This window comes from Bacillus sp. RC251, assembly GCF_044908765.1.
Classification (GTDB): Bacteria; Bacillota; Bacilli; order Bacillales; family Bacillaceae_G; genus Bacillus_A; species Bacillus_A wiedmannii.
Genome location: NZ_JBIYDP010000005.1, coordinates 138,006 through 164,922 on the forward strand (window position 1 = coordinate 138,006; position 26,917 = coordinate 164,922).

Annotated in this window: 25 protein-coding genes and 1 pseudogene; 1 reads left to right on the plus strand and 25 read right to left on the minus strand. The window is 33.8% G+C overall.

All coding sequences use genetic code 11. The features are described 5' to 3' along the window. Nucleotides 1–67: 67 nt before the first annotated feature. From ABH961_RS18540 to ABH961_RS18635, 19 genes and pseudogenes are all read right to left on the minus strand, one after another. Nucleotides 68–886 carry an SGNH/GDSL hydrolase family protein gene (locus ABH961_RS18540; protein ID WP_098122698.1) on the minus strand — a complete coding sequence of 273 codons (819 nt, stop codon included), beginning with the start codon at nt 884–886 and terminating at the stop codon, nt 68–70. A 98-nt stretch (nt 887–984) separates the two neighbouring features. Then, entirely contained in the window at nt 985–1,893 is a 909-nt protein-coding gene (gene tagU, locus ABH961_RS18545; protein ID WP_098122697.1) for a polyisoprenyl-teichoic acid--peptidoglycan teichoic acid transferase TagU, read from the minus strand. A 118-nt stretch (nt 1,894–2,011) separates the two neighbouring features. Then, on the minus strand, nt 2,012–3,433 hold the full coding sequence (locus ABH961_RS18550) for an oligosaccharide flippase family protein (RefSeq protein WP_098122696.1): 1,422 nt from the start codon (nt 3,431–3,433) through the stop codon (nt 2,012–2,014). A gap of 103 nt (nt 3,434–3,536) precedes the next feature. After that, the gene (locus ABH961_RS18555; RefSeq protein ID WP_098122695.1) at nt 3,537–4,499 is read right to left on the minus strand and encodes a glycosyltransferase; all 963 of its coding nucleotides are present in this window, start codon (nt 4,497–4,499) and stop codon (nt 3,537–3,539) included. Between the two features lie 23 nt (nt 4,500–4,522). Beyond that, nucleotides 4,523–5,182, minus strand: a pseudogene (gene wzy, locus ABH961_RS18560) (O-antigen polysaccharide polymerase Wzy). 23 nt (nt 5,183–5,205) lie between these two features. Then, the gene (locus ABH961_RS18565) at nt 5,206–5,751 is read right to left on the minus strand and encodes an acyltransferase (protein ID WP_098122694.1); all 546 of its coding nucleotides are present in this window, start codon (nt 5,749–5,751) and stop codon (nt 5,206–5,208) included. A gap of 13 nt (nt 5,752–5,764) precedes the next feature. Continuing rightward, complete coding sequence (locus ABH961_RS18570; protein WP_098122693.1) at nt 5,765–7,048, minus strand: glycosyltransferase; 1,284 nt, start codon at nt 7,046–7,048, stop codon at nt 5,765–5,767. After that, nucleotides 7,048–7,662: a sugar transferase gene (locus ABH961_RS18575; protein ID WP_404519774.1), complete on the minus strand. Its 615-nt coding sequence runs from the start codon at nt 7,660–7,662 to the stop codon at nt 7,048–7,050. Before ABH961_RS18575 ends, ABH961_RS18570 begins: the two co-directional genes overlap by 1 nt. Further along, entirely contained in the window at nt 7,643–8,548 is a 906-nt protein-coding gene (locus ABH961_RS18580; RefSeq protein WP_098122691.1) for an NAD-dependent epimerase/dehydratase family protein, read from the minus strand. The genes ABH961_RS18575 and ABH961_RS18580 overlap by 20 nt, the downstream gene beginning before the upstream one ends. A gap of 72 nt (nt 8,549–8,620) precedes the next feature. Then, nucleotides 8,621–9,736 carry an ATP-grasp domain-containing protein gene (locus ABH961_RS18585; RefSeq protein ID WP_098122690.1) on the minus strand — a complete coding sequence of 372 codons (1,116 nt, stop codon included), beginning with the start codon at nt 9,734–9,736 and terminating at the stop codon, nt 8,621–8,623. Nucleotides 9,737–9,752: 16 nt separating this feature from the next. Further along, a complete protein-coding gene (locus ABH961_RS18590) occupies nt 9,753–10,970 on the minus strand; it encodes a DegT/DnrJ/EryC1/StrS family aminotransferase (RefSeq protein ID WP_404519775.1) in 1,218 nt (405 codons plus the stop codon). Between the two features lie 15 nt (nt 10,971–10,985). After that, entirely contained in the window at nt 10,986–12,800 is a 1,815-nt protein-coding gene (locus tag ABH961_RS18595) for a polysaccharide biosynthesis protein (protein ID WP_098122689.1), read from the minus strand. 60 nt (nt 12,801–12,860) lie between these two features. Then, nucleotides 12,861–13,742: a UTP--glucose-1-phosphate uridylyltransferase BpsC gene (bpsC, locus tag ABH961_RS18600; RefSeq protein WP_098122688.1), complete on the minus strand. Its 882-nt coding sequence runs from the start codon at nt 13,740–13,742 to the stop codon at nt 12,861–12,863. A gap of 241 nt (nt 13,743–13,983) precedes the next feature. After that, entirely contained in the window at nt 13,984–14,751 is a 768-nt protein-coding gene (locus ABH961_RS18605) for a tyrosine-protein phosphatase (RefSeq protein ID WP_404519777.1), read from the minus strand. A 106-nt stretch (nt 14,752–14,857) separates the two neighbouring features. After that, the gene (locus ABH961_RS18610) at nt 14,858–15,559 is read right to left on the minus strand and encodes a CpsD/CapB family tyrosine-protein kinase (RefSeq protein ID WP_044791943.1); all 702 of its coding nucleotides are present in this window, start codon (nt 15,557–15,559) and stop codon (nt 14,858–14,860) included. Further along, entirely contained in the window at nt 15,549–16,292 is a 744-nt protein-coding gene (locus ABH961_RS18615) for a YveK family protein (RefSeq protein WP_098122686.1), read from the minus strand. Before ABH961_RS18615 ends, ABH961_RS18610 begins: the two co-directional genes overlap by 11 nt. Nucleotides 16,293–16,566: 274 nt before the next feature. Continuing rightward, nucleotides 16,567–17,244, minus strand: coding sequence for a CpsD/CapB family tyrosine-protein kinase (locus tag ABH961_RS18620; RefSeq protein ID WP_404519779.1), 678 nt, complete (start codon nt 17,242–17,244; stop codon nt 16,567–16,569). 366 nt (nt 17,245–17,610) lie between these two features. After that, nucleotides 17,611–18,045, minus strand: a complete 435-nt coding sequence (gene fabZ, locus ABH961_RS18625) for a 3-hydroxyacyl-ACP dehydratase FabZ (protein WP_000931959.1) — start codon at nt 18,043–18,045, stop codon at nt 17,611–17,613. Nucleotides 18,046–18,516: 471 nt separating this feature from the next. After that, nucleotides 18,517–19,992 (minus strand): O-antigen polysaccharide polymerase Wzy family protein, encoded by a 1,476-nt coding sequence (locus ABH961_RS18635; protein WP_098122685.1) that lies wholly within the window; start codon nt 19,990–19,992, stop codon nt 18,517–18,519. Between the two features lie 445 nt (nt 19,993–20,437). On the opposite strand from ABH961_RS18635, the gene ABH961_RS18640 reads away from it, so the two are divergent. Next, nucleotides 20,438–21,624, plus strand: a protein-coding gene (locus ABH961_RS18640) for an IS3 family transposase (protein ID WP_098136788.1) whose coding sequence is annotated in 2 segments (ribosomal slippage) — nt 20,438–20,720 and nt 20,720–21,624 — 1,188 coding nt in all. Because the reading frame shifts where the segments join, the coding sequence is not laid out codon by codon here. A 368-nt stretch (nt 21,625–21,992) separates the two neighbouring features. Here the strand turns inward: ABH961_RS18640 and mreB are convergent. The 6 genes from mreB to ABH961_RS18670 all read right to left on the minus strand — a co-directional run bounded on the left by mreB (nt 21,993) and on the right by ABH961_RS18670 (nt 26,771). Further along, nucleotides 21,993–22,994, minus strand: a complete 1,002-nt coding sequence (gene mreB / locus ABH961_RS18645; RefSeq protein WP_048542658.1) for a rod shape-determining protein — start codon at nt 22,992–22,994, stop codon at nt 21,993–21,995. 161 nt (nt 22,995–23,155) lie between these two features. Continuing rightward, nucleotides 23,156–23,428: a sporulation transcriptional regulator SpoIIID gene (spoIIID, locus tag ABH961_RS18650; RefSeq protein ID WP_000544012.1), complete on the minus strand. Its 273-nt coding sequence runs from the start codon at nt 23,426–23,428 to the stop codon at nt 23,156–23,158. Between the two features lie 308 nt (nt 23,429–23,736). Next, the gene (locus ABH961_RS18655; protein ID WP_000008907.1) at nt 23,737–23,871 is read right to left on the minus strand and encodes a hypothetical protein; all 135 of its coding nucleotides are present in this window, start codon (nt 23,869–23,871) and stop codon (nt 23,737–23,739) included. 285 nt (nt 23,872–24,156) lie between these two features. Continuing rightward, nucleotides 24,157–25,062, minus strand: coding sequence for a stage II sporulation protein SpoIIQ (gene spoIIQ, locus ABH961_RS18660; protein WP_048542662.1), 906 nt, complete (start codon nt 25,060–25,062; stop codon nt 24,157–24,159). Nucleotides 25,063–25,224: 162 nt separating this feature from the next. Further along, nucleotides 25,225–25,929: an ABC transporter permease gene (locus tag ABH961_RS18665; protein WP_000144454.1), complete on the minus strand. Its 705-nt coding sequence runs from the start codon at nt 25,927–25,929 to the stop codon at nt 25,225–25,227. Further along, on the minus strand, nt 25,929–26,771 hold the full coding sequence (locus tag ABH961_RS18670; protein ID WP_000170856.1) for an ABC transporter ATP-binding protein: 843 nt from the start codon (nt 26,769–26,771) through the stop codon (nt 25,929–25,931). The genes ABH961_RS18665 and ABH961_RS18670 overlap by 1 nt, the downstream gene beginning before the upstream one ends. Nucleotides 26,772–26,917: the final 146 nt, after the last annotated feature.

A 26,917-nucleotide genomic window follows, 5' to 3' on the forward strand; every position in this document is an offset into this window, starting at 1 on the left:
TTCTTACTTACTCACTTACTTATTATAAAAGGTATACGATTGCTCGTATACCTTTTGTGTACCTTTATTACTTAGCAACGAAATAATCCGTTACATATTGTGCCCAAACTTCGTGGCCTTTAGCACTTGGGAAACCGAATTCTTCTGTTAAATATGGTAGGATAGCCTTCGTTGATGCATCAGGCCATGCTCCCCAATGATCCACATATGTATAACCATTTTGCGTCGCAAATTGTTTTAACGCCTCAATTGCCTTCGGATAATTCTTCGCACCATATACTGGGTTTGATGGTTGAATCATAATTGTAGCGCCTTTTGCACTAGTAGAAAGCCCTTGAACAAATTTCTGCGTACTCGCAACAGAGTTTCCATTACCAGTCTTACCATTGTCAGTAATAAACGGCGGCTCGAATAAAATCACATCTGGATTTTCTTTCGCAATCTCTTTATCACGTTTATTCGCAATTAACTCGTCTGTACTTTCACCCTTATATTCCTTTACCGTCACATTCCATAAACCTTTGCCATAAGCCGTTTCTAAATTAGCCGTTAACTTAGCTGCCCAAGCATCTTTTTCAGATGAAGAAGCTTCATCACCAACAATAACAAGATTTACTGCCTTGTTATCCTCAGCAGCTTTCTTTAACTTCTCTTTCACTGCATCTGGTAAATTCTTCGCATATGCTTCATTAAAAGATGACTTCGCATCTTGTTTTTTCTCTGTTTTCTTCGCTCCACTATCTTTCACTTCAGACTTCGTTTTCGTTACTTCACTCGTCTGTCCCGTCGCATTCGCAATCTTCTTATTCCAGTACAATTTACCGCTCACAACCGAAGCGACAAACAATACAAAAATAACTAGGACAAGTACTGCTTTCTTATTCATCGATTCACCTCATCTATTAATCTCACAATATATAATACTAATATAAATCCATGCAAAAATAAACCCAACTCCTACCAAAGGAGTTGGGTTATTACATATTACTTAGTCACTTCAAGATGCGCTCTTAACTTATTCGTTAAATCTTGTTTCGCAGCATCTGGAACATAATAGTACCAAATACCATCAGCGGCTTTGTGGCCGTCACCTGAGATTTGGATATCTTCACTATTTTTCAAGCAATCTTTATAGTTCTTTTGCATATCAAACATTTGATCTTGCGTTAAATTTGTCTTCACGTTCTTTTGAATTGCCGTTAACACATCACCATAGCTTGATAAAGAAGAGAAGCTTGCGCCTTTCTTAATAACAGCCTGCATTACTTGACGTTGGCGCATTTGACGTCCGAAGTCACCGCGTGGGTCTTCATAGCGCATACGTGTGAATGATAGTGCCTCATCACCTGTTAAATGAATATTTCCTTTAGTAAAATGATGCTTATCTTGCGTAAATTCTAAATCATTATTTACATCTACACCGCCAACTGCATCGACAATATCTTTAAAACCTTCCATATTCACTTCAATATAGTAATTAATAGGAACATTTAAAAACTTTTCTACAGTCGCTACAGACATATCTACGCCACCAAATGCGTAGGCATGGTTAATTTTATCGCTTTTACCTTTTCCAACGATTTCTGTATACGTATCACGAGGAATACTCACTGTTTTCATTGAATTATTTTTAGGATTTAATGTGATGACCATTAAAGAGTCCGAACGTCCTTTATCATCACCGCGTTCATCAGCTCCTAATAATAGGATAGATACTGGTTCAGATTTATTAATTTTTTCTTCTTGTTTATTCTCTTGATCACGTTTTAATGGTTTATGAACTTCATCTAATGTTTTTGAAACAGAAGAGTATATATTATAAGCATAGACCCCTCCACCTATAATTAGTACTCCTATGATTCCTAATATCCAAAATAGGATTTTCTTTTTCATTATTTACCCTTCTTTCTACTTAGCAAAACCTATTCCTTCTACATACCCTATTTAAAACAAAACATTACCAAATGCATTTAACATTCCTTAGATACAGTTTTTATGTGCACATAATTTCTCATTTGGACTTAATTAATATTTTAACATTACGCCATAAATCAACTATATCATTTTTCTTAATCACCAAATAAATTACATATACCGTCAGATAAATGAATAGTGCTGATATAACGCTTAAATACCAAGATATGACAATGAATATTGTTGTTATACCTAACTCTAATATAATATCCTTCTTGACTTCAATATTTAAGAATTTTGCCAGATAAACTTCTGCCACAATACATCTAAATGCTAATAACAATATTATGCATAATATTGTTAAGTTTAAACTATTTAATACAAAGACACTTAGACACGTTAATGCTAAACTCATACCAACAGTAATTAAATTTATTATTAACATCCATTTTTCTTTACGAAGAGTCTTTAAATATGTATTAACTAACAATAACATTTTCCCTTCGTACAAACACATCGGAAATAACAATGCCATATAAGTTAGACTATCAGCATATTGTGGTAACCATGCTGATAAAATCACTTTTACTGGATAGTAAAAAATTAAAATCCCTACTAGTGGTAATGTAATAAGAGTTCTTACCATTTTATAAATAGCAGGTAATCTTTCTTGTTGAATACGTTTTAAAGTAGGAAACAAGACCGCTGCTATTGCATTAATAAACAACATCAACATGTTGGAGATACTTAATGTTAAAGCAACTTTTCCAAAAGTCTCAATACTCCAGTTAGCTTCAATAAAAAAGCGTACTATTCCAATAATAAGCATACTGGCTAAATTCGCAAATAATAACTTACAGCCCACAGAAATATTTATTACTATTTCCCTTGCACTCATTTTCACTGACTCAAACTTCCCAAAGACTAATTCTTTACATACATAAAAAGAATAGAATACTGAAAAGATTTTTCCGATTATATCTGCTAGAATAAGATACTCAAATTGCTTAATTCCACTAATTAAAAAAATAATAACTAATATAAAGTATATTACACGTTCAATCATTAACATAATAGATGCTTCTTTAATGCGATTAGTAGCTTGAAGCATAAACGTTAACAAAGAACGTGGAACTACCAATATACCAACTAAACAAGTAAACAGGACCACTATTGTTTTACTTGTGCTTGTTGAAACTAACACATAAAATAACGCAATAGAAGAACTAATAAGAATTTCTAATACAACTAAAAACCAATATTGTGATACAAAAACTTTCTTATTTAAATCTCTATATTCATATCCACCGTAACGTAAATAGGCACCATCAGTTAAACCCAAAGACATATACGATATATATGATATATAAAAAATATATAACTGCCAGTATCCATAATCATTAATACTAATAAATCTCGGGACTATTAATATTAAAACTATAGATATTACAGTAGCCAAAATATGAGTAATAAATGTATAAGAAAAATTCTTAGCAAATTTTTTAACTGAACTGTTCATGTATTTACCTCTTTATTTTTTACTACCTAATTAAAATAATATTAATCAATATTGTCAACAGCAAACTAAAAACCATTACACTTATCATTAATAAACAGAAACATTAAGTTTTTTTGAAGTTTTTCCAAATGAAATAATAGAGACGAACATTCATCCTGGCAATTACGGTGGAAACTTTCAAAAAACTTCCATTTAAATCACTTACTTTAAAATGATATAAATTCTTTTTTAATTTTTCATAATGTTTTTCTTCAATTTTTCCTTCCTGTATACCATGCATTAACAAACTTATGTTCATATGCGTATAATAGCTTTTATATTTTTTTATATCAATATCAACATCATCAATATTAAATAAACGAATTATATTCTCCAATGCATCTAGAGCAGTTAATTTTTTTAAACTGTATTTTGCTTTAGATGCATTTTCGTCATGAATTATATAATGATAGTAAGGTGTAGAATCATACACAACATTTTCAGCGTTTAAAATAGCTTTACAACAAAATAATAAATCTTCACAAAAGTGAATATTTTCGTCGAAATTTATTTCAAAATTTTCAGGGAATAATTCCGATGAAAATAGTTTATTGCATAAAAACCCTCTAAAACCATTAATATCCAAGATATTATTTAAGGCCTCTGTTCTATTTAGTACCTTAATTCCTGGTGCAACTATTTCTTGTAGAATATCCCCATCAATATTTTCCTTAGTATATCCACAGATTGCTATATCCACTTGATTCTTTTGAATTAATTCATGCAGCTTTTCAAACATAATAGGTTCAATCCAATCATCTGGATCAACAAAACCAATATATACCCCACTAGCTATACTTAGTGCAGCATTTCTCGCTGAAGAAACCCCTCCATTCTCTTTATGGATAACCTTAAAACGTTTATCTTTTTGAGCATATTCATCACAAATTAAGCCACTTCGATCAGTGGATCCATCATTCACTAAAATAATCTCCAAATCTCGGTAACTTTGATTCCTAATACTCTCCAAACATCTTGGCAAGAATTTCTCTGCATTGTATACTGGAATGATTAATGAAATCAACATTTTTAGCACCTTTCTAATTAAGTTTAACCGGTTTTAACATTCGATTTTGTTAATAAACCTTCTTCATAGCTTTTTCTACTTTTCGACTCTGGCATAATCATCGCTCCTAAGAAAATTATGCATAGTGTTAAAAGGTTTATTAAATTAAATGTAGAAACAATAAAAGATGTAAAAGTATTACGTGGTGCATATAACAATAATCTTGTCACTGATAGACGCATCCCAGCTCCTAAAATGCCCTTTTTAAATAATTTAGGTATTAAAGCTAAAATCATTACCATTATAAAGTTTCCTACTATAACTCAAAAATAACTGAATTTCTTAAACAGTTCAGCAATACCACTAAAACCATAACCCCATCTTGTTATATATCTGGTAGGGCTAAGAATATAAGAAACGCTATCTACAAAACCATGCCCATACAGTGCTAATTCTATACTTTGTGCAGTGTACTTTGGCACATCAAATAACGTCTGAGTTATACTATTATTAATAAAATCAGTTAATCTACCAATGGTATAAAACTTTCCTTCTGGTAATTGGGTAGCTAATGTTTGAGCGTAACCAATTAAATTTGCACTTCCGCCCTGTGCATAGAAAAATTCGCTTATTCCATCTAAAAAAGAATGTTGAACTGTACTATCCATTCGAAGATACGATACTGTATTTAATAATACAAGCATTACTGGAAATGCACCGAGACATATTATTTCCTATTCTTTATGAAATCCACCCATAAATTATCTATTCTCTGCTGTCTATTATATTTTCGGTGAGTAATACTCTCCTGAGCCCTTTTAAGATACACATTATTAAATTCTCCAATGATTGTAGCTGGTACACCAGCCACAATTACTCCACTTGGAACATCCTTTGTCACAATACTTCCAGCAGCAATAATAACATTTGAGCCAATGCGAACATCAGGCATAATTATAGAATTTGAGCCAATAAAAACATTATCCATAACCTCTATACATCCCATATGAAAATCAAATTCCTCTGAATCAGTTGACATATAATTAAAGACCTGATGTAACACATCATGGCATACAAACACTACTCCTGATGCAATTGATATGTTATTATGCAATCGAATTAATTTAGGATCTCCAGGTAATTTCCTTGGTTGAAAGAATACGTTCTCACCGATTCCATGAAGAATATTTTTTTCTCTTAAATAGTCAGCTCTTTTAAATCCATTTGATAAAACGGCAAATCGCAGTTTATTAATTTTATACCGCAAACTCATAACAGCTTCCCCTTTATATGGATAAATTTAAATATCTACTATTTTCTAAAACAAGCTGATCTACAAATTCAGAATAAAGAACCTCAGCATTACTTCTTTCTTTCCAAATATCTAAAGCATTGTCACACATTTTCTTATACAATTCATTATCCATTATGTAAAACTTATTGAATGATTCTACAATTTCTGTAACCGCACAATCTTTATCTAATAAATATCCATTTTTTCCATTTTCAACGATTTCTCTTGTGCCACCAACATCTGTAGCAATAACCGGTAGCCCCATAGATATCGCCTCCATAATCGCTACTGGTACCCCTTCGGATGCAGATAAATTAACAAAAACAGTTGCAAGATTTTCTTTATACCAATTTAAAACCTCTTGATTTTTAACAAATCCAGTAAACTTAACTTGTTTCATATTAAGTTTACTTTTTGCTAATTTTTTTATACGTTCAAACTCTGGTCCGCCACCAATATGAGTCCAGAAATATGGGATATTCTTTTCTTCTAGCTTTACTAATGCTTCTATTAGTAAAGCAATTCGTTTTACCTTACGTACTACAGAACAGCTCACAATATGTAACTTATCATTCATAGTATTACTAAGTACACTGGTTGAGATTGTTCCCAATCTTTCTACACTTACCTTATCCTTATATGCGGGATATGTTTGATTTAAGGCATCTACACCATCTTGCGAACAAGGGTATACTGCATCAAGAGACTTTAATAAATAATCCCTCTCCGGTAGATATTTCAAAGGTGCTGCATCTTCATACAAATCATATCTATGCGCGCGCGAAATTGTATATGGATTTCTTTCTTTAAAATATTTATGCTTTAATTCTACAGCAACTCTTGCAGTTATATATAACCAATAACTATATACTGTAATTGAATCATACTGTTCAAAATCATACTCATTCAATTGACGCTCTACTCGATCGTATACATCCATTGCACGACTTTCAAAATAATAACAATATAATTTATGCGACAGTTTCCCTTTAGAATCCGCTTTAATCATTTTTGTTTTTAATTTATCTTTATTAATAGTACTAAATTGCCTTAATACCATTGTTGATTTTCCTGCAATAGAATGTTTTATTCCTATTGGTAAAATTACAACATTTTCAGGGACAGCCCTAGTCTGCTGCATCTCATTAGACACCATAGTAGAAATAATGTAAATCTTTTTATAATTTTTAGATAGGTACTCTATTTCCGATTCCAAATATTCTTCACCTTTATGAAAAGGATAATAATTGGTCAAGAGTATCAAACAATTATTCACTAATTTCCCACCTTCTGTTTTTCGTCACTATTTCGATTTATATTTTTCGATTTTATTACAGATGCTCCCGTTAAAAGTATAATTTTTGCATCCAGCATAAACGATATATTTTCTACGTAGTACACATCATTTTTCACACGTTGATCCATTGTAGAATTATTTCTCAATACCGCTTGATTATAACCGGTAATGCCAGGACAGACATCGAATTTTTTAAAGAATTCTTTTGGGTAAATATCTTTATTTCCTAAAGGGCTTGGTCTTGGCCCTACAAAACTCATATCCCCCTTCAATACATTAAGTAATTGTGGGAGTTCATCTATACTCGTTCTTCTTAAAATATGTCCTATTTTAGTTACCCTCAGGTCATTATCAGCATTAAATGTACTACCATCTTCATTACGAATATCTGGTGCATTTACTTTCATGGAACGAAATTTATACATCGGAAATTCCCTCATGCCTTTACCTAATCTAGGAGCATTGTAAAACACAGGTCCTTTATCTTCTAATTTAATTATGATAGCTACTGGAATCATAATTAATAGTAAAAAAGGAAGTAATAATAGCGAAACTATTATGTCAAAAATACGTTTAATACCATAACGGTACATCATCTAACCCCCGCATTAATAAATATATTTCTTCTATAGCTTCAGTAAAAGTATAATCTGTCGAAAAATGTAACAGATTATTTGCTTTATTACTATTCATATAAGAAGGATGTATTCCTTCGTTGGCATTAGGATCTTTCACCAATAAATTACCTTTATTTCCGAATACATTATTAATTGTACTTGCAACTTCATAATTTGTTAAAGCATCCCCACTACCTATATTAAAAGCACCTGAAAGCTTCTCTTGCTTTAATGCACAAATTATAGCTTTTGCCGCATCTTTGGCATATAGAAATTCTCTTTTTGCTACACCATTTGCATGTAAAGTTAATTGTTCACGGTGAAATGCTTGTCTAAAAAATCTATTAATCATATAGTTATTTTTTTCATTAAAACCATATAAATGGGCAAATCTCAAATTTTTAATATGCAATCCTTTTTTTCTAGAATAAATATTTCCAATATGTTCACAAGCCAATTTACTAACACCATACATTAAATCAGGTAACGGTAACTCCATCTCACTCCATGGTAGAGATCTTTCATCAGAGTAAGTTGATATTGTAGATGCATACACAATATTACTAATATTATTTTCATAGCAAGCATCATATAAATTTTGCGTTAAAATTTCATTATCATGAAACTCAGCTATCTTTCCTTGGCTACCTCTCGTAGCCGCAAGATGCACTACTGCATCTATATCACCTAATTGATTTATCAAATCTTCCAAAGTATATTCCGAAACTCGGTATTCGCAATTGCTCATCGCTTTACTACTAATACTTCTTGTTAAAACGATAGGAGTATTCCCTTCATTTTTTATGCTTTTAACAACATATTGGCCTAGAAAACCCGTTCCACCTGTAACAGCTACTTTCATTTCAGTCTCCATTTCTCCATCATGTGTTTTTCTGATGATCAATGCTATTTCCAAATTATTTAGAAGCTTTTTTTAGTCTTTATAAATAAAATATCCAATCTTGTCATTTTTACCATTTACAGGTCGAATATTATCCCCTTGTTTATAATAATTAAAACTATGTAAGGAACTTTGTATTTGACCTTCAAACGCCGAATACTCTGCTGCGGTATTTGGTTTTTGACAGATAAATTCTAAAACATATTTATCATTTGGATTTCCTTTGACTTTTTCCAATTCAGAAGTATCTCCATTTAATAGATGCTCAAATGTTAGCTTCATTAAATTAACCTCATTATAATAAGATAATAAATTCCACATATGGCAACCATCTAAACGAGGAGTTATTTCAATAATATACGGCACTTCCTCTTCTAATTTCATTTGTGCATAAACTGGCCCATTTTTTATCTCCAATTTGGCACACGCCGCTTCTATTATGCTATTTAATAAACTTGTAGTATTAGAAGTGAGATTTATTGTTGGGACAATATGTTTATGTATTAATCCCGTATATTCAGGCCAAGTTTCTCGATCGGAAGCAACTAAATACCTTACTCTTCCATTTACAAGATAACCATTTACAGACAGTTCTGGACCAGAAATATATTGTTCTAATATTACTAATCCTGAACGAGAGTATTCTTTAGCAACTTTATAACTTTCTAAATATTCCTCCGGATTTTGAACTAATTTTACACCCCTTTGTCCCTGTGAATCAGCTGGTTTTAAAATAAAAGGAAATTCTAATTCTAATTCATCCTCTTCACTTTTTACAACTTGGAATTTTACATTTCCTTCAAAATCATTCCCCAAAGTTTTTCTCATTAAATCTTTATTGTTACATATGCGTGCTGTTTTTTCTGATACAAAGTGTGGCATTTGTAATTTCTCACTAATTAAAGATGCTATTGGCATAGCTAAATCTGAACCTGTAGAGTAAACAACAGAAATTTGATTTTCCTCAATATAATCAATAATTGCTTCTGAATCTAAAATATTTATTTCACAAAAATAATCTACTACCTCTGCTCCAGGTCCATCTTTAGCCATCGCACAAGCATAAGTTTCATATCCCATTTTTTTTAGTTCCAAGATTGCATCCATCTGAACAGCTGCAACACCTAGAATTAGAACTCTCTTTTTCATATATTTACAATTCCCCTTATCTATTGTTTAAAATTCTCTTGAAAATATCCGTAATATATTCTACCTCTTCATTTGTTAATCGTGTATGTAGAGGTAACGTAATCTCATTTTTATACATATTAAATGCATTAGGATAATCTCTTATATCAAATCCTAAATTTTTATATGCCGTAAACATAGGCAATGGCTTATAATGTACATTGCTTGCAATTCCCATTTCCGCTAGCTGAATAATAATTTCATTTCTCTCAGCCTCTTCAATTCCAGGTATTCTTACTAAATAAAGATGTCCTGATGAAGCAAAATCATTTCCATAATGCTGCAGACTTTGCACTCCATACGGTAATAATTTTTCATCATACATCTCAATAATTTCCCTACGTCTATTCATAAGGGATTCATATCTATCTAATTGCACTAATCCGATTGCCGCCATTATATCCGTCATATTACATTTATAAGCTGGATAAACAATATCATACTCCCATGCGCCCTTTTGAGTTTTTGCTAGTGCGTCCTTAGATTGTCCATGGAGACTGTATAGCATAAATTGCTGATATACCCACTCATCATCCAGACCTAAATCATTGCGCCATACAACACCTCCACCCTCTGCAGTTGTTAAGTTCTTCACGGCATGGAAGGAATAACAAGTAAAATCAGCAACTTGTCCACATTTCCTTTCTTTTCGTTCCGCACCAAATGCATGCGCTCCATCAGTCATTACAATTATTCTTTCAAATAGCTCTTGAATTTTATTATTAGGTTTAAATAGCCCTTTCTTACTTTCTACTACACTATATATTTTATCGTAATCACACATTTTACCCGCAATATCAACCGGAATAATTACTTTTGTTTTTTCAGTAATTGCATCTGCAAGCTTTTCATAATCCATTTCAAAAGAATCTGGAGCTGTATCAACTAAAACAATTTTTGCCCCAACATGCTCTATAATTGAAGCAGAAGCTGTATAAGTATAAGCCGAAGTAATAACTTCATCTCCAGGTCCTACTCCCAAAATTCGAAGTGTTAACTCCATAGCAGCTGTAGCTGAGTTTAAGCACACCGCTTTATTTGTCCCGACATATCCAGCTATTTTCTTTTCAAGTTCCTTTGTTCTAGGGCCAGTTGTAATCCAACCAGATTTCATTGCCTTTATTACTTCTTCTATTTCTACCTCTGTAATGTCTGGCGGAGAAAATGGAATATTTCTTATCATAGTATCAATCATTTAAGTTCCCTCACTTTACTTACTAATAGTCGCTTCAACTTTATTATTCGCAAAATCTAATAAATTTGTTCTAATATCCTCTTTACTCATCTGCTCAAACTCATTTATAAATTTTTGAATAGATTTAAAATCTTTCAAATTAGCTTTTCCTATATGGATTTTAGGGAATACTTGTTCCTTATGGATCTCATTATCATTTAATAACTCTTCATACATCTTTTCTCCCGGTCTTAGTCCACTATACTCAATTCCAATTTCTTCAATGGAATAACCCGATAGCTGAATTAAATTCTTTGCCAAATCTGCAATTTTAACAGGTTCCCCCATATCTAATACAAATAGCTCCCCACCTCTTGCCAAAGATCCTGCTTGAATAACAAGTCGTGATGCCTCCGGAATCGTCATAAAGTAACGGGTGATATCTGGGTGGGTAACTGTAACTGGTCCCCCACTTTGAATTTGTTTTTTAAACAATGGAATTACACTTCCACGACTACCTAATACATTTCCGAACCTAACAGCTACAAATCGTGTTTTACTTATCATAGCCATGTGCTGAACAACCATTTCTGCAACGCGTTTTGTTGCCCCCATTACATTTGTTGGGTTTACTGCTTTATCTGTTGAAACCATAACAAATGTGTTTATCCCAAATGTATCTGCAGCTTCTACAACATTTTTGGTGCCAATTATATTATTCTTTACAGCTTCTTCAGGATTCCGCTCCATCAATGGGACATGTTTATGTGCAGCTGCATGGTATACAACAAACGGTTTATGTTTTTTCATTATTTCAAACATTTTATTTCGATCTTGTATATCAGCAATTTCTGTTACAAATTCTGCTTGCTCTCTATACTTTGTTCTCAGTTCCATCTCGATGTGATAAATACTATTCTCTCCATGTCCTAAAAGAACCATTTTTGCTGGTTTATATTTTAGGACCTGACGGCAAATCTCTGATCCAATAGAGCCTCCAGCGCCAGTTATTAAAACAGTTTTATCCTTAATTTTCTCGCCTATTCCCTTATCATCTAATTGAACAGGCTCCCTCCCTAGTAAATCTTCCACCTGAACATCTCGAAATTCGTTTACAGACACTTTTCCATCTAATAAATCCTCAAGCATTGGTACAATCTGCGTCTTCGCCTTTGTTTTTGTACATCTCTCAAAAATTTCATTTATTTGATTTCTATTTAAAGAAGGAATTGCGATAATAATATGTTCTATATCATTATCTTCTACAATATCTTTAATATGATTTGTCGTACCAATAACTTGAACATTATAAATCTCTAACCTTTGCTTATTTCTATCATCATCAACAAATGCAATGGGATATAATTCAGCATCCTTATTATGCTGCAACTGACGTACCACCATTGTTCCTGCTGAACCTGCACCAACAATCAATGTTCTTTTTTTATCATTAGTTTTAGTAACATATGTATCATGAAACATACGCCATACAAAGCGAGATCCACCAATTAATAATAAATGTAACATCCAAGCGATTGCTAAAATTCGAACATAAATATCATGATTAATGATTTGTTGTACAATTGCTGTTACAATAATCGAAAGTGTAATTGCTTTAAATATTTGCTTTAATTCCCCAATACTTGCATATTCCCATGCCTTGTTATAGAGCTTATAAATAGCAGCAAAAATATGATGACTACACAATAATGTAATAGAACTAATAATTACTGTCGCAGGAATTTTACTTAACACATTTGGATGTATAAACCAATAGCTTAAGTACACGGCAGTTAATACGATAAATGAATCTAATAAAATTAATAATGAGAGCCGTTTTGGATAACTCAATATACATGTTCCCTTCTTTATATAATTGACATCTTATTGATAGTAAAAGGACTTGCTTCCCTATACATGTACCTTTTCTTTTTGTACAAGTTCATTCATATATTTCATCAATTCTTCTTTCAATTCTTCATGCTGAAGCGCCATATCAATCGTAGTCTTAATAAAACCAAACTTCTCCCCAACATCATAACGAGTACCTTCAAAATCATAAGCAAATACACGTTGAATTTCATTTAAACGTTGAATTGCATCTGTTAATTGAATTTCCCCACCAGCACCTGTCTGTTGATCTTCGAGGAACATAAAGATTTCTGGCGTTAATACGTAACGACCCATAATTGCTAAATTTGATGGCGCTGTACCTTCTGCTGGTTTTTCAACAAATTGACGCACTTGATAACGACGTTCATTTTGTTCAACTGGATCGATAATACCGTAACGATGTGTTTCGTTTTCTGGTACTGTTTGTACACCAATAACTGACGACTGTGTACCTTCATATTGATCCATTAATTGACGTAAACATGGCGTTTCTGCTTGTACAATATCATCACCAAGTAATACCGCAAATGGCTCATTTCCAATAAACTTACGTGCACACCATACTGCATGCCCAAGCCCTTTCGGTTCTTTTTGTCTTATGTAATGAATATTAATTCTTGAAGAAGCTTGCACCTTTTCAAGCATTTCATACTTTCCTTTTTCTAAAAGGTTTTGTTCTAGTTCGAATGAATGATCAAAATGATCTTCAATCGCGCGCTTTCCTTTTCCAGTAACAATAATAATATCTTCAATTCCTGATTCTATTGCTTCTTCTACTATGTATTGAATTGTTGGTTTATCGACGATAGGTAACATTTCTTTCGGCATCGCTTTCGTTGCTGGTAAAAATCTTGTTCCAAGACCAGCTGCTGGAATAATCGCTTTTCTTACTTTTTTCAATTGTATCCCCCCTACATCCTTTTATTCGCATGTAACAATAACAAAAACCCTACCTATAGAGTCATGTTTATAACTCCATAGGTAGAGTTTCTATTACAAATAAATTATGGGCATCCAACCCATCCTCACGTCATACTCCCGACAACAAGCGTCTAAGGTAGGTTCGAAATGAAAATTTCTACCCACAGCACGACCGAGTGCCTCCATTGATAACGGTTAGGAGACATCACCTGTTCATTATTTAAAAGATGCCAAACAACTTTTTACGACGAATTTGTTCTGGATCTTCTTTATAAATTGCTTTCCCACTAATTATTAAATACGGATTCTCTCTTAAATCATTCATAACACTTGCACCGAATTCTTTCTCTATTAGTTCGTAGCTCTCTGCTAGATGAAATCCCCTTGACGTTGTGTTATGTGCATCCGATGCAATCATATGGGTTAAATTGTGTTCAACAAGTTGTAATGAGAATTTTTTAATCTTTTTCCCAAATTTACCTAAGAGACTTCCTGCCGTCACTTGTGTTAAAGCTCCCTTATTGACAAGGTTATATAACTTATCTGGCCGCTCGATTAACTCGGCATTACGTTCGGGATGAACAATAATTGGGATCATTCCTTTTACACGTAGTTCATACAATAGTTGTTCTGCATAACGAGGTACATGATTAGATGGAAATTCAATGAATATGTATTTATTTGTTTCATTTAAAGTAACGATTTTACCAGCTTCATAGTCTTCTAATAAATCACCGTATAACCTGACCTCTTGCCCTGGTAAAACTTTCAGCGGGATGTCATGTTGCTCTAATTCATCATTTAATTGCTTCACTTGATGAATAATAGAAGTGCGCTCATTTACATATTTTCCATTTTGGTGGTGTGGCGTTGCGACAATTGTATGTATTCCTTCTGCCACTGCTTGTTGTGCCATCGCTAAACTATCTGTTACTGTTTGTGCACCATCATCGATACCAGCTAAAATGTGACAATGTAAATCAATCATATATTTCATCCTCCCTCTCTTGTAGTAATCTTTTTTCCCTTGAATATGAGATGTCTCATATTCAAGGGAAAAAAGGAGATATGTTTCCCATATCTCACTCTTTTAATTAATTTGCACCGTAGTAATAATATAAGCCCTGCTCACGTTCACGATCATTCAGAACAACGCCTAACAGTTTACCTTTTGCCGATTCTAATAAACCTTTTGCTTTTACTGCCGTTTCTTTTTCTGTCGATTCACTACGAACGACAAGAATAGAAGCATCACATACATTCGCCATAATCTGTGCGTCAGTTACAGCTAAAATTGGTGGTAGGTCAAAAATAACTAAATCATACATACTGTATGCTTGTGCAAGAAGTTCTTGCATCGATTTTGACCCTAACAATTCTGCTGGATTTGGTGGGATTGGACCACAAGCTAAAAAGTGTAAATTATCAACTGAAGTCGTTTGTACACATTTTTCTAAACGTTCACTATGTGTTAATACGTTCGTTAATCCGAAAATATTATCGACTTGAAACATTTGATGCATCGCTGGTTTACGCATATCTGCATCGATTAATAATACTTTCTTTCCTTGTTGGGCGAACACAACCGCCATATTCGCTGTCGTTGTCGTCTTCCCTTCACTAGGGTTCGCAGACGTCACCATTAACGAATGTAAATTCGTATCAACAGAAGCAAATTCAACATTCGTTCGAATATTACGATATTGTTCTGAAATTGGTGATTTCGGTTGTTGATGAGCAATTAATTGACGACGTTGACGATGATTTTTTTTCTTTTTAAATAAATTAAGAGCCAATTGTTTGTCCCCTCACTTTTCTTGATGATGGAGCGTGTGATTTCACGTTCGTTGTTTCTTCATCCATACGAGCTACAATACCTAACACTGGTAAACCAAGTAAGTTTTCTACATCTTCTTCTTTTTTCACTGTGTTATCTAAGTATTCTAGTAAGAATGCAAGACCAACTGAAGCCATTAAACCAACAACAAAGGCAATTACTACATTTAACATTGGACGTGGCTTAATTGGAGATTGATTTTCTGCAACTTCCGCTTTAGATAGTACTGTTACATTATCCACATTCATAATTTTTGCAACTTCACCTTTAAATACATCTGCAGTTGCATTTGCAATATCACGCGCTACTTTTGGATCTTTATCCTCAGCTGTTACGGAAATGACTTGTGAATCTTTTTCATTCGCAACATTAATCTTCTTTGTTAAAGCTTGCGCTGTCATATTTAAATTTAATTTTTCATTCACTTGATCTAAGATTACTGGGCTTTTAATAATAACCTTATATGTATTCGTTAATTGAATATTCGTTTGAACTTCACCAGCTTGGATCATTGCCCCTTCTTGTTTCTTTTGGTTAACAAGAATTTGCGTCGAAGATTGATAGATTGGTGTCATAAAGAAGAAGCTAATGATAGCACTTACAATAGCTGCACCAAAGGCAATTACGAGGATCATTGCTAAACGTTTTTTTAAAATATGAAATAACTCTTTCAAACTAATTGTTTCTTCCATAAGTTCCTCCAACTTTCTAAAATTTGCACATAACAAAAATTATAACATATAAATCTTACATTTTTTTATTTTAGTAATATCTATGTACGATTGTTATTTAAAAACATATATAATCTTACAAAATAATCTTAAATATGACAACACATTCCAACGATTTTCCAAAATTTCCTTTGTATCATACTTTTCATATAATAAAATGATAAATTTAACAAAAATTCAAAAAGCTGATAAAAATTTTTATCAGCTAGGAATTTACCATTATATATATTATATTCTAATAATATCCATATTGTTTCTTTTCTTCTCTTTTATCATTTAAAACGACACCAAGTATTTTACCGGACGCTTTGTCTAATATTTGCTTCGCTTTTACGATTTTGTCTTTTTCTGTTTTTTCACTGCGTACGACAAGTACGATTCCATCGCATTTGTTTGCAAGTATTTGTGCGTCGGTAACTGCAAGTACCGGTGGTGTATCGATCAAAATAATATCAAACATGTTATATGCTTCTAGTAATAGCTCATCCATTACCCGGCTGCCTAATAGTTCAGCTGGGTTGGGCGGGATTGGTCCTGACGCCATTAAGTATACATTCTCTATATCTGTTTTTTGAATGCATTGCATCAATTTTGCTTGTCCTGATAATAGGTTCGTTAATCCATTTGAACTGTGAATGGCAAATAAGTTTTGAAGCGTCGGCTTACGCAAGTCAGCTCCGATTACTAAAACCTTCTTTCCTTGCTGGCCAAAAACAACTGCTAAGTTTGCGATTGTTGTTGTTTTCCCATCCCCTGGATCTGCTGAAGTAAAAATAATAGAACGAATATGATTATCTACAGATGTAAATTCAATATTTGTACGAATGTTACGGTATTGTTCTGTGATGCGTGATTTAGGCTCTTTATGCGTAATTAATTGTCGTAATGGTCTTCTTTTTTTTCTCCCGAACATGGTATGATCTCCTCTTTTCAAAATGCGACACTTTCCCCTTTATCTCTCTATGTCCGATATGCTACGCCCATTTTTCATTTACTAATACTGTTAAAATTCCCCATCACTTTCCTCTACAATTCATCATAACCAATCATCATAAGCTTTGTCCTATCTCATAACCTTCATAATGTGACAACCACGTCTCTATTTTTATCGCGCTATCATTTATCTTAATTTCAAGATATTTATAGCGTCATTATATATGAATTTCCATTCATTTACAATAATAATTCTGACTAATCTGCATTTTAATATTTCGAACATAAAATACATGAATTAAAAAAATTCTTCCGCCTATTGCAGAAGAATTTTTTTAATTCACATCTATTCTTTTTTATCACCAATCGCAAATGTAATTTCAGCTTCACATGCAACTTCACCATCTACTGTTGCGATTGCTTTTCCTTTTCCGATTGGACCACGTACACGTGTCATTTCTACTTCTAGACGAAGTTGATCACCTGGACGTACTTGTTTTTTGAAACGACAATTGTCGATACCAGCGAAGAAAGCAAGTCTCCCGCGGTTTTCTTCTTTCTTTAATACAGCAACAGCGCCTACTTGTGCTAATGCTTCTACAATAAGTACACCAGGCATAACTGCATAGTCAGGGAAATGACCGTTAAAGAATTCTTCGTTTGCGGATACATTTTTAATTCCAACCGCTCTTTTTCCTTCATCTACTTCTAATATTTTATCAACAAGTAAAAATGGATAGCGGTGAGGAATGATTTCTTTAATTTGTTCTATATTTAGCATACAATAATCGCCCCTTTTATAATATTGGTCTTACCACTTGGACATATTGTTTATTATCCCATTTTGTTTATTGTTTGTCATTAGAAAGTGAAAGGAATTCTCTTACATAGTTCCAGGGTTTCAATACACATCCCGCCAATACAACCAATTACTAAAAAATATCAAATAAAGACAAGTATGTCTTGAAAGGGCAACTGTTGGGACAATGCTTGCATAGAAAACTTCTTCAGTTATTTCAAGTCAGAGTATTTCTACTTATACTCTTTCCGTACGCAAATATATACTTTTATAACTATCAAAGATTTCAAAAGAAATTAAATAACCTGAGTCCATATAAATATAGAACTCAGGTTGCTTAATTTTACTTTTTAAATACCGTCTACCTATAGGCGTGTCCCTCTTTATTTTTATAACTATATCTAGTTCTAAAAAAGAAGTGACCTGAGCCATCTCTTTTAATATTATATTCTATTAACTTAAAGCAAATCTTCTATTTCCAATAAGCGAATGTAATAGTTTAGATCCAATTATAATAATCACAAATGCGGCTATTTTAGATACCGTGAAAGATGATACGATAAATGATAAAGCTGCTGCACGAGGAGCAAATAAAATAGATCTAGCCATCATTAACGCGAAAATAACCATTATATAATTAGAATACCTTATCATATAGTATAAAACATAAATAATGATTCCATATACTATACTCCCAATAAATACACCAAAATAAGAAAAGTCAGTGTATAACTCTGCAATATATGATGATCCATATCCATACCCCATTAAATATGCAGTTGGCATAATTAAAAATGAAATCGCATGTGTAAATAGATGACCATTAGTTGCCATTTCTACTGTTTGTCCAACTTCTCTAGACATTCCATTTAACGGTTTTATTATCCTGCCATCGATAAATTCTACTAAAGGTCCAAAGGTATACCATTTACCTGGCGGTATTTGTTCTGTATACACTTTTGTGTATCCGATAACATTAGCACTAACCCCTTGCGAATAGAAAAATTCCGATATCGAATCAAAGAAACCTGAAGATTCGCGTTGTCCACCAAAATCCGCTCTTACTTTACCAATAATAGTCATAAAAGTCATTAATACTGGTACTCCAACCAACGCTAATGTCCACTCAAACTTCCCTAGCCATTTCTGCTCTTTCTCTTTCTTTTCCTCTTTTTTCTCTGCTTTCGGAAGACTTCTTATACAATAGTAAATAAAGACTATAAATAAATTAAGTATTAAAACCGATCGTCTACCTCCCAGTGCAGATAACAACCCTTCTCCCACATATACCAATACAGGGAATAAACTCCTCTTTTTAGTAGGTTTAGTTGCTAGGTAAGCAAAAAATGCTACATCGTACATTTGACTAATCTGTACTAAAATAGATGGTAAAGAGGACTTGAATGTCATGAAACTTTCATAATACCCTTCTGCTACTGCTGTCTGTTTCATTTCAAACACATAAATAATACGAAACACCATACAAAAATAGAAAAATGCTAGGCTGAAAAATCTAAGCGAATGAAGATATCCCGGATTTAACTCTTTTTTCGCCTGCAAAAATTTCAAATCATATTTTTGAATCAATGCATATCCTATACACAAAGCTAATAATGCAATGTACAAGCAAATAATAACCATATTTAGGGTTTCTTTCTCTTCAAAATCTAGACCGAACAGCCCCCTAAGTTCAATTTTATATCCAAAAATACCAGAAACAACTATTCTTCCTATTAAAAAGATAAAGAACGTCACATTAAAGGAAAAAAAGATAATCCTCTCATAAAATTTTTTTAACGAATAAGCTATATTATGAGTAAAGATAAGCAACGTTGCTACCAATAAGACCATAGGTTCTTGAAATATTAAACCTACTCCAAAAAGCAACATTGAACTGAATAATAATACATACCTAATTAAAATATTCATTTTTAACTCCTTACAAAATAATAAAAACAAATATTAGTATATCATCAATTTCTATATAAAAAAAAGAATTACTTATTTTCCCATAAAGGTGCCCCCTAATTGTTTGACACGTTCTAACAATTAGGGGGCACCTTTATGGAGAATTTTTCTTCAAAAGAAAAAAACCAAACGACGAAATAATATTTAGATTGTTCGGAAATCGGAGAGGGAATTGCTAAATCTATAGGAGCCTCTCCTGTTTTACCTTGTGAATGGATTAGACGATATGAATGAACACGGGACATCAAAAAACTCCTCTTAAAGTGAAGTGAACCAGAATAGTGGTACATGAAAAAAACACCTCCTGAATTCGCACACTAAGTAGAGCGACCCAATAAAGTGAGACAAGGATAAAACACCCCCACTGTCGTATGTAGATATAACGACCAGTGGGAGGGGTTTTTCTGTGGGGAAAAAGAAAAATTTTTATCCCGAATCCGTAAAGAAGCAAGTGATTGAATTGAAGTTGGAAGGAAAGTTAACCAATCGTGAAATCATGGAGAAGTTTGGTATTCGTGATGTATCACAGATCAAAACATGGATGAAATGGTTTCGAAGTGGAGAGGAACATCGATTAGCACAACCGATTGGCAAGCAATACAGCTTTTGGAAGGGACCTGCTGATTTAACGGAAGTGGACGAATTAAAACGCGCGAATGCTTATCTTGAGGTGAAAGTAGAATTGTTAAAAAAGTATCAGGAAATCGAAAGAAGATGGTCCCAGAAGTCTTCGTGGCGTTCGCAGAAGAAATGAAAAATCATTATCCCATTGGTCTCATCTGTGATTGTATGGGCATACCTCGTGCCACCTATTATCGTTGGAGGAAAAAATCATGGGGTTTGTCATCTCTGGAAGAAAAGGTAATCCAACTTTGTACAAATTATCAATTTCGAATTGGTCATCGTACCGTCGCTGGGTTATTACGAACGAAACTAGCCGTAAACGTCAACCGAAAGACCGTACAAAGGGTTATGCAGAAACATAATTTTCAGTGCAGGGTAAAACCAAAATGGAAAGTGAAGATTCTTGGAGATAGCCAAAAAGTAGTATCAAATCGTTTAGAACAAGACTTCCAAGCAGACCGACCGAATCAGAAGTGGGTAACGGATATTACGTACTTACCATTTGGGGAGTCTATGATGTATTTATCAACAATTATGGACTTGTATAATAACGAAATCATTGCCTATCGGATAAAGGAGAGTCAAGATGTATCCCTTGTGTTAGAGACATTGCAAGCCGCCTTTGAGAAACGAGAAGCAAAAGGAGTTATCCTCCATAGCGATCAGGGATCTGTTTATACTTCTTATGCTTTTCAAGATTTAGCCGAAGAAAAAGGCATTATCACAAGCATGCCCCGGAAAGGAAACTGCTTCGATAATGCCGTCATCGAATCCTTCCATTCCACCATAAAGTCGGAAGAATTCTACACCCAAAAGAAGGTGCGTCTTACAAATTCTATTGTACTAGAAAAAGTGAATCATTTCATGCATTATTATAATCACATACGACCGTTTAAAAAATTAAACTACCTGTCCCCAATTGAGTATAGGGAACTAGACAGATTTTTATTTTTAATCTCTCTACCTTAAGGGGAACATATCATAATTACGGAGTTTAAGTTATTTTGGCCCGTAAATAGAGGGATAAAAAAATGCACACACTCTATTCCCTTAAAATAGCTGCATATACTTGCAACTGACACGGAGGTAGAAAAGAGTGTATGCCCATATTAGGGAAAGGCAATATGTATTTGAACATGATTTGCCTTAATGTCGTATTCGACTCATTATATTATAAACGTTTTCAAATAAGGAAATATTAAATTTAACCATATATATGAATATTTTACCTATATCCTTCGTTTTTCTTTATTTTTCTTCTATTTTCTCAATAAATCGAAATAGAAAAATAAAAATACAAAAAAAGAACTAAGGTTTACACCTTAGTTCTCCTCACTTTATCGTAAAGCTCGACGTGGTAATTTATCGATATTCTCTAACATAATACCTGTACCAACCGCAACACATTGCATTGGGTTTTCAGCAATTAATACTGGTACTTTTAGTTCTTCTGCTAGAAGCATGTCGATACCGTGTAGTAAAGCTCCACCGCCTGTTAGAATAACACCACGGTCGATAATGTCCGCAGATAGTTCTGGTGGCGTGCGCTCTAGTACGCCTTTTGCAGCTTGTACAATGATAGCCGCGTCTTCTTTTAGTGCTTCTGTAATTTCTTCAGAGCATACTGTAATTGTACGTGGTAAGCCCGTTACCATGTCACGTCCGCGAATTTCAAGCTCTTCGCTACGTGCACCTGGGAATACTGTACCAACTTTAATTTTAATATTTTCTGAAGTACGTTCTCCAATTAATAGCTTATACTTACGTTTAACGTAGTTTAAGATCTCCATATCAAACTTATCGCCAGCCATTTTGATAGAGGAAGAGGTAACAATATCACCCATAGATAGTACAGCGATATCCGTTGTACCTCCACCAATATCAACAACCATGTTACCGCTTGGTTGGAAGATTTCCATACCAGCACCAACTGCGGCTACTTTTGGTTCTTCTTCTAAAAATACTGTTTTACCACCTGAACGTTCAGCAGCCTCACGAATTGCTTTTTGTTCTACTGATGTGATATTTGTTGGACAACAAATTAAAATGCGAGGTTTTGAAAAGAAGCTCTTTACGTCCAATTTGTTAATGAAATACTTTAACATCGCTTCTGTAATTTCGAAATCTGCGATTACACCATCTTTTAGTGGACGAATGGCTACAATATTACCAGGCGTACGTCCCACCATACTTCTTGCTTCTTCACCTACTGCTAATACTTTTCCTGTGTTACGATCAATAGCAACAACAGATGGCTCATTTAATACAATACCCTTACCTTTAACATGGATTAATACATTAGCCGTACCTAGGTCAATTCCGATATCTCGCGCAAACATTCCCGTTTTTTCCTCCTCGATATTCAAAATCAGGTTACACCCGAATTCTTTTACACCTAATTTCTGATTTTATCATAAATTTAACAGAAACGTAATATTCGCAAAAAGAATTCTTCTGAAAAATATTACCGAATTGACACGGAATGTTTGCGATCGCATATTTATTGACGGACCGGCTTTTCTACATCTTCTTTTCTATACTTTTGCTTTGTTGCTTCTCCGCCTCTTAAATGACGAATAGACTTATGGTAATCAAGAATTTCTTTCACTTCATTTGCGAGCTCTGGATTAATTTCTGGTAGACGTTCCGTTAAATCTTTATGGACTGTACTCTTTGATACCCCAAATTCCTTTGCAATGACACGCACTGTCTTTCTTGTCTCCACGATATACTTACCAATCTTGATAGTTCTCTCTTTGATGTAATCGTGCACACCACTCGCCTCCCTAAATTGGATGTGAGAAGTGTGAAATGAGCCTCGCTGCATACGACTAAGAAGTAAGTGTGAGTGCTGTTTGTAAGCGTTAAACATTCTTGGATTTATAATGAAATGATTCACGATTTCTCACCTCAAACACTCTCTTTGCTTTGGTTTATACCATTGTATTGCCCGCACTACTGATATATGCTACATGTTCACTATTTTTGCGGACTAAGTTAAGAAAAATTACGTTTTTTTGTGAGAAATACGTTAACATTGACTATTTTGACGAAAAAAAATGACACCTTGTATATAAGGCGTCATTCTTCTCGTTCCAATTCTTCTTCTAACAATTGATGGTGGGGAACCTCTTTCTTACTGGCAATATAATAATATAAAGTGAATAAAACAAACAATAAAATAATAGCAGTCGACAGAACAAACAAAAATGACACAGTATCCCCTCCCTTTTGTAATATATATTCGAGAATCTCGTCATTTTTCCTTGTTATTGCAACTTTTTTCTCGAAATTGAGTATTTTTATATAAAGTGAAACTTTAATCAGTGGGGGACACCCCCACTGATTATTAGCCTTCACCAATCGGGCTTTTACGGGCAGTTGCCCCTAACCTAACTTCTTAGCTTTCACTGAATTTTGAAATAGGGGTCTTACTGCCCGTTAATGCGGGGTAAAAGTAAAAAATCAGCTCTCCTAGTGAGAACTGATTTTTTCACTTTCTTATTCTTGTGAAGAAGAACTGTTAGATGATTCTGTAGAACCATTTGTTGATTTTTCTTCTTTCTTCGGCTCTTCTTTTTTGTCACTAGTCGAACCGCTTGTTGATTTCTCTTCTTTTTGAGACTTGTCTTCTGTTTTATTTTCTGGTTTCGTGCTCGTTGACTTCTCTTCTTTTTGAGATTTGTCTTCAGCTTTTTTACCAGAAGCGTTCGTTGCCTTTGCAGCACCTGCATCAGCTTTAATTTCTGCTACTGACTTATTTAAGTAGCGCTCAGGGTTCACAGCCACGTTGTCTTTACGTACTTCAAAGTGAACGTGAGAACCTGCTTCTTTATTCATTGCACTTAGACCGGATTTTCCTAATACTTCACCTTGTGCAACTCGTGCACCTTTTTCTACTTTCACACTGCCTAAGCTTTGATAAGAAACTGCTACACCATTTCCACTATCAACTGTTACAACATAACCAAGAAGTGAATCTTTTTCAGCTTTCGTTACTGTACCACTTAAAGCAGCAGCTACATCGAATTCTTTTCCATTCTTCGCAGCAATGTCAATTCCTTTATTTGGGGAATATGTGTTGTTATAAAAGACAAGTGCTTTTTCTTGTTCCGCCTCAGTTGCTGCATCTTCATAGAATTTCTTCTGTACGACTACCTCCGCACTCGCGGCTGCTGGCATTTTCACTACTTCTGAAGATTTCGTTACTGGTACTGCTGGATCTTCCGATTGTGTATACGGTGTTGCTTGATCTTGGTTCGGAGTCTTTTTCGGATTAGCTCCTTGGAACCATAGCGCAACCATTAAAATCACCGCTGCACAAGCAATGTATAGTGCCGGAAACACCCATCTTTTTTGAAATAAATGTACTACCTTTTGCGACTTTTTATTATTTCTTCCTCGCATTCCATCATCACCTCAGCAATCATTTTGAACAATATTCACGTATCCTATACAACGTATAACTAATTACTTTTCGACAAAATCTGTAAAAATATGTATAGTAATTGTAAAATTTCCGAGGAAATGATAGAAAAAATAAAAAACTGAGCACTTTCGGCTCAGTTTTTAGTCCAATTGTTTCTTTTTATATACGATTAAACATGCAATAAGTGAAATAACGAGCCACACTCCAACATTTAGCATATGCCCACTAATACTACTAAACCCAGCACCCTCCACTAAGATTTTAATCGCTTTTTCAAGATGAGATGTTGGAAGATAACTAATCATCGTCTTAATTACTTTATTTTCAACCATTGGCTCAAATTGTACAGCTAAATACATCGTCATTAATATTGGCATTCCAATTAGTGATGTTTGCGGGACAGACTCAGCTAATAATCCAATCACTGTTCCAATTAAAATGAATAGAATTGTTCCACATAAGAAAATAAATGCTAGCAATAAGAGATTGCCACTTAATTGATCTAAGATGAATAAGTTTACAATGGAAATACCTAACGTTAAACATGCTGTTAATATACTTTTCCCAAGAAGAACTTCAACAGAAGAAGCTGGTGATAGCATTAACACACGTAACGTATGTTTTTCTTTCTCTTCTGCAATTACCATTGATTGAACAAACCCTGCTACAAATAGAAAGGACATTAAAGTAATAATTCCAACTCCTGCCTGTCCTTCTCCAAATCGGCTAAATATAAATGCAAATATAATTGGTAAAGATGCCATTAACAAAACTTGTGAATTTGTCTTAAAATCCTGTACTTCTTTTCTAAAAATAGCTGATACACGTCTCATTGAAAATGTCATTATAATCCCCTCCCAGTAACTTCAATAAAGATATCGCCTAACGTTGGCTCATAAGAATGAATGGATAATAGTTCTCCTTTTTTCATCCACTCTGAAATGCGTTTTGCACCTAATTCATCTTTTTGTACCGTTTCTTTCTTCTTATCCTTTAACACGACTTGTATTTGATCTTTCGCGTATTGTAAGCGAAGGTTCTCCGGTGTATCAAGCGCTACAATTTCTCCGCTACATAGAAAGGCAATGCGGTTACAAAGCGTTTCTGCTTCGTCCATGTTGTGCGTCGTTAAAAAAATCGTCGTTCCTTCTTTATTTAAGTCTTTTAAGATTTTATGAATGTTTTGTACGTTTACTGGATCGAGTGCAGATGTTGGTTCGTCTAAGAAGAGGATATCTGGTTTATGAAGAATTGCTCTTGCTAGTGTGACGCGTTGCTTCATTCCTTTTGATAGTTTCTTTACTGGTGTTTTTTTATCATCTAATAGATTCACTTGCGCTAGCACTTCATCGATTCGTTCTTTTTTACAATCGTATAAGTCACAAAATAATAGTAAGTTATCATAAATGCTAAGTCTTTCATATAAACCGCTGTTGTCTGTTAAAATACCAATTCGTTTATAATCGATGCTGCTTGGCCCTGTAATATCTTTCCCTAATACTCTTACCGTTCCAACGCTATGAAGTAATTGAGAAGTTAAAATCTTTACTGTTGTTGTTTTTCCAGATCCACTCGGTCCGAGGAATCCGAAAATCTCTCCTTGCTTTACCTCAATATTTACATTTCGAAGTGCTGTTTTTTCATTGAAGCTTTTCATTACATCTTTCATTTCAATTGCCAATGTCATCTCGTCATCCCCTTTGTTTTTTCTTTTATAGATGAAAGTCGCTTTAGCGCTTTTCGTTTGTTTGTTTCGCTTTTCTTGACTCAATCATATGAAAAACAAAAGGGTTACGCAGTAAAATACCGGTAAAAGGAGTATTTTTACCGGTG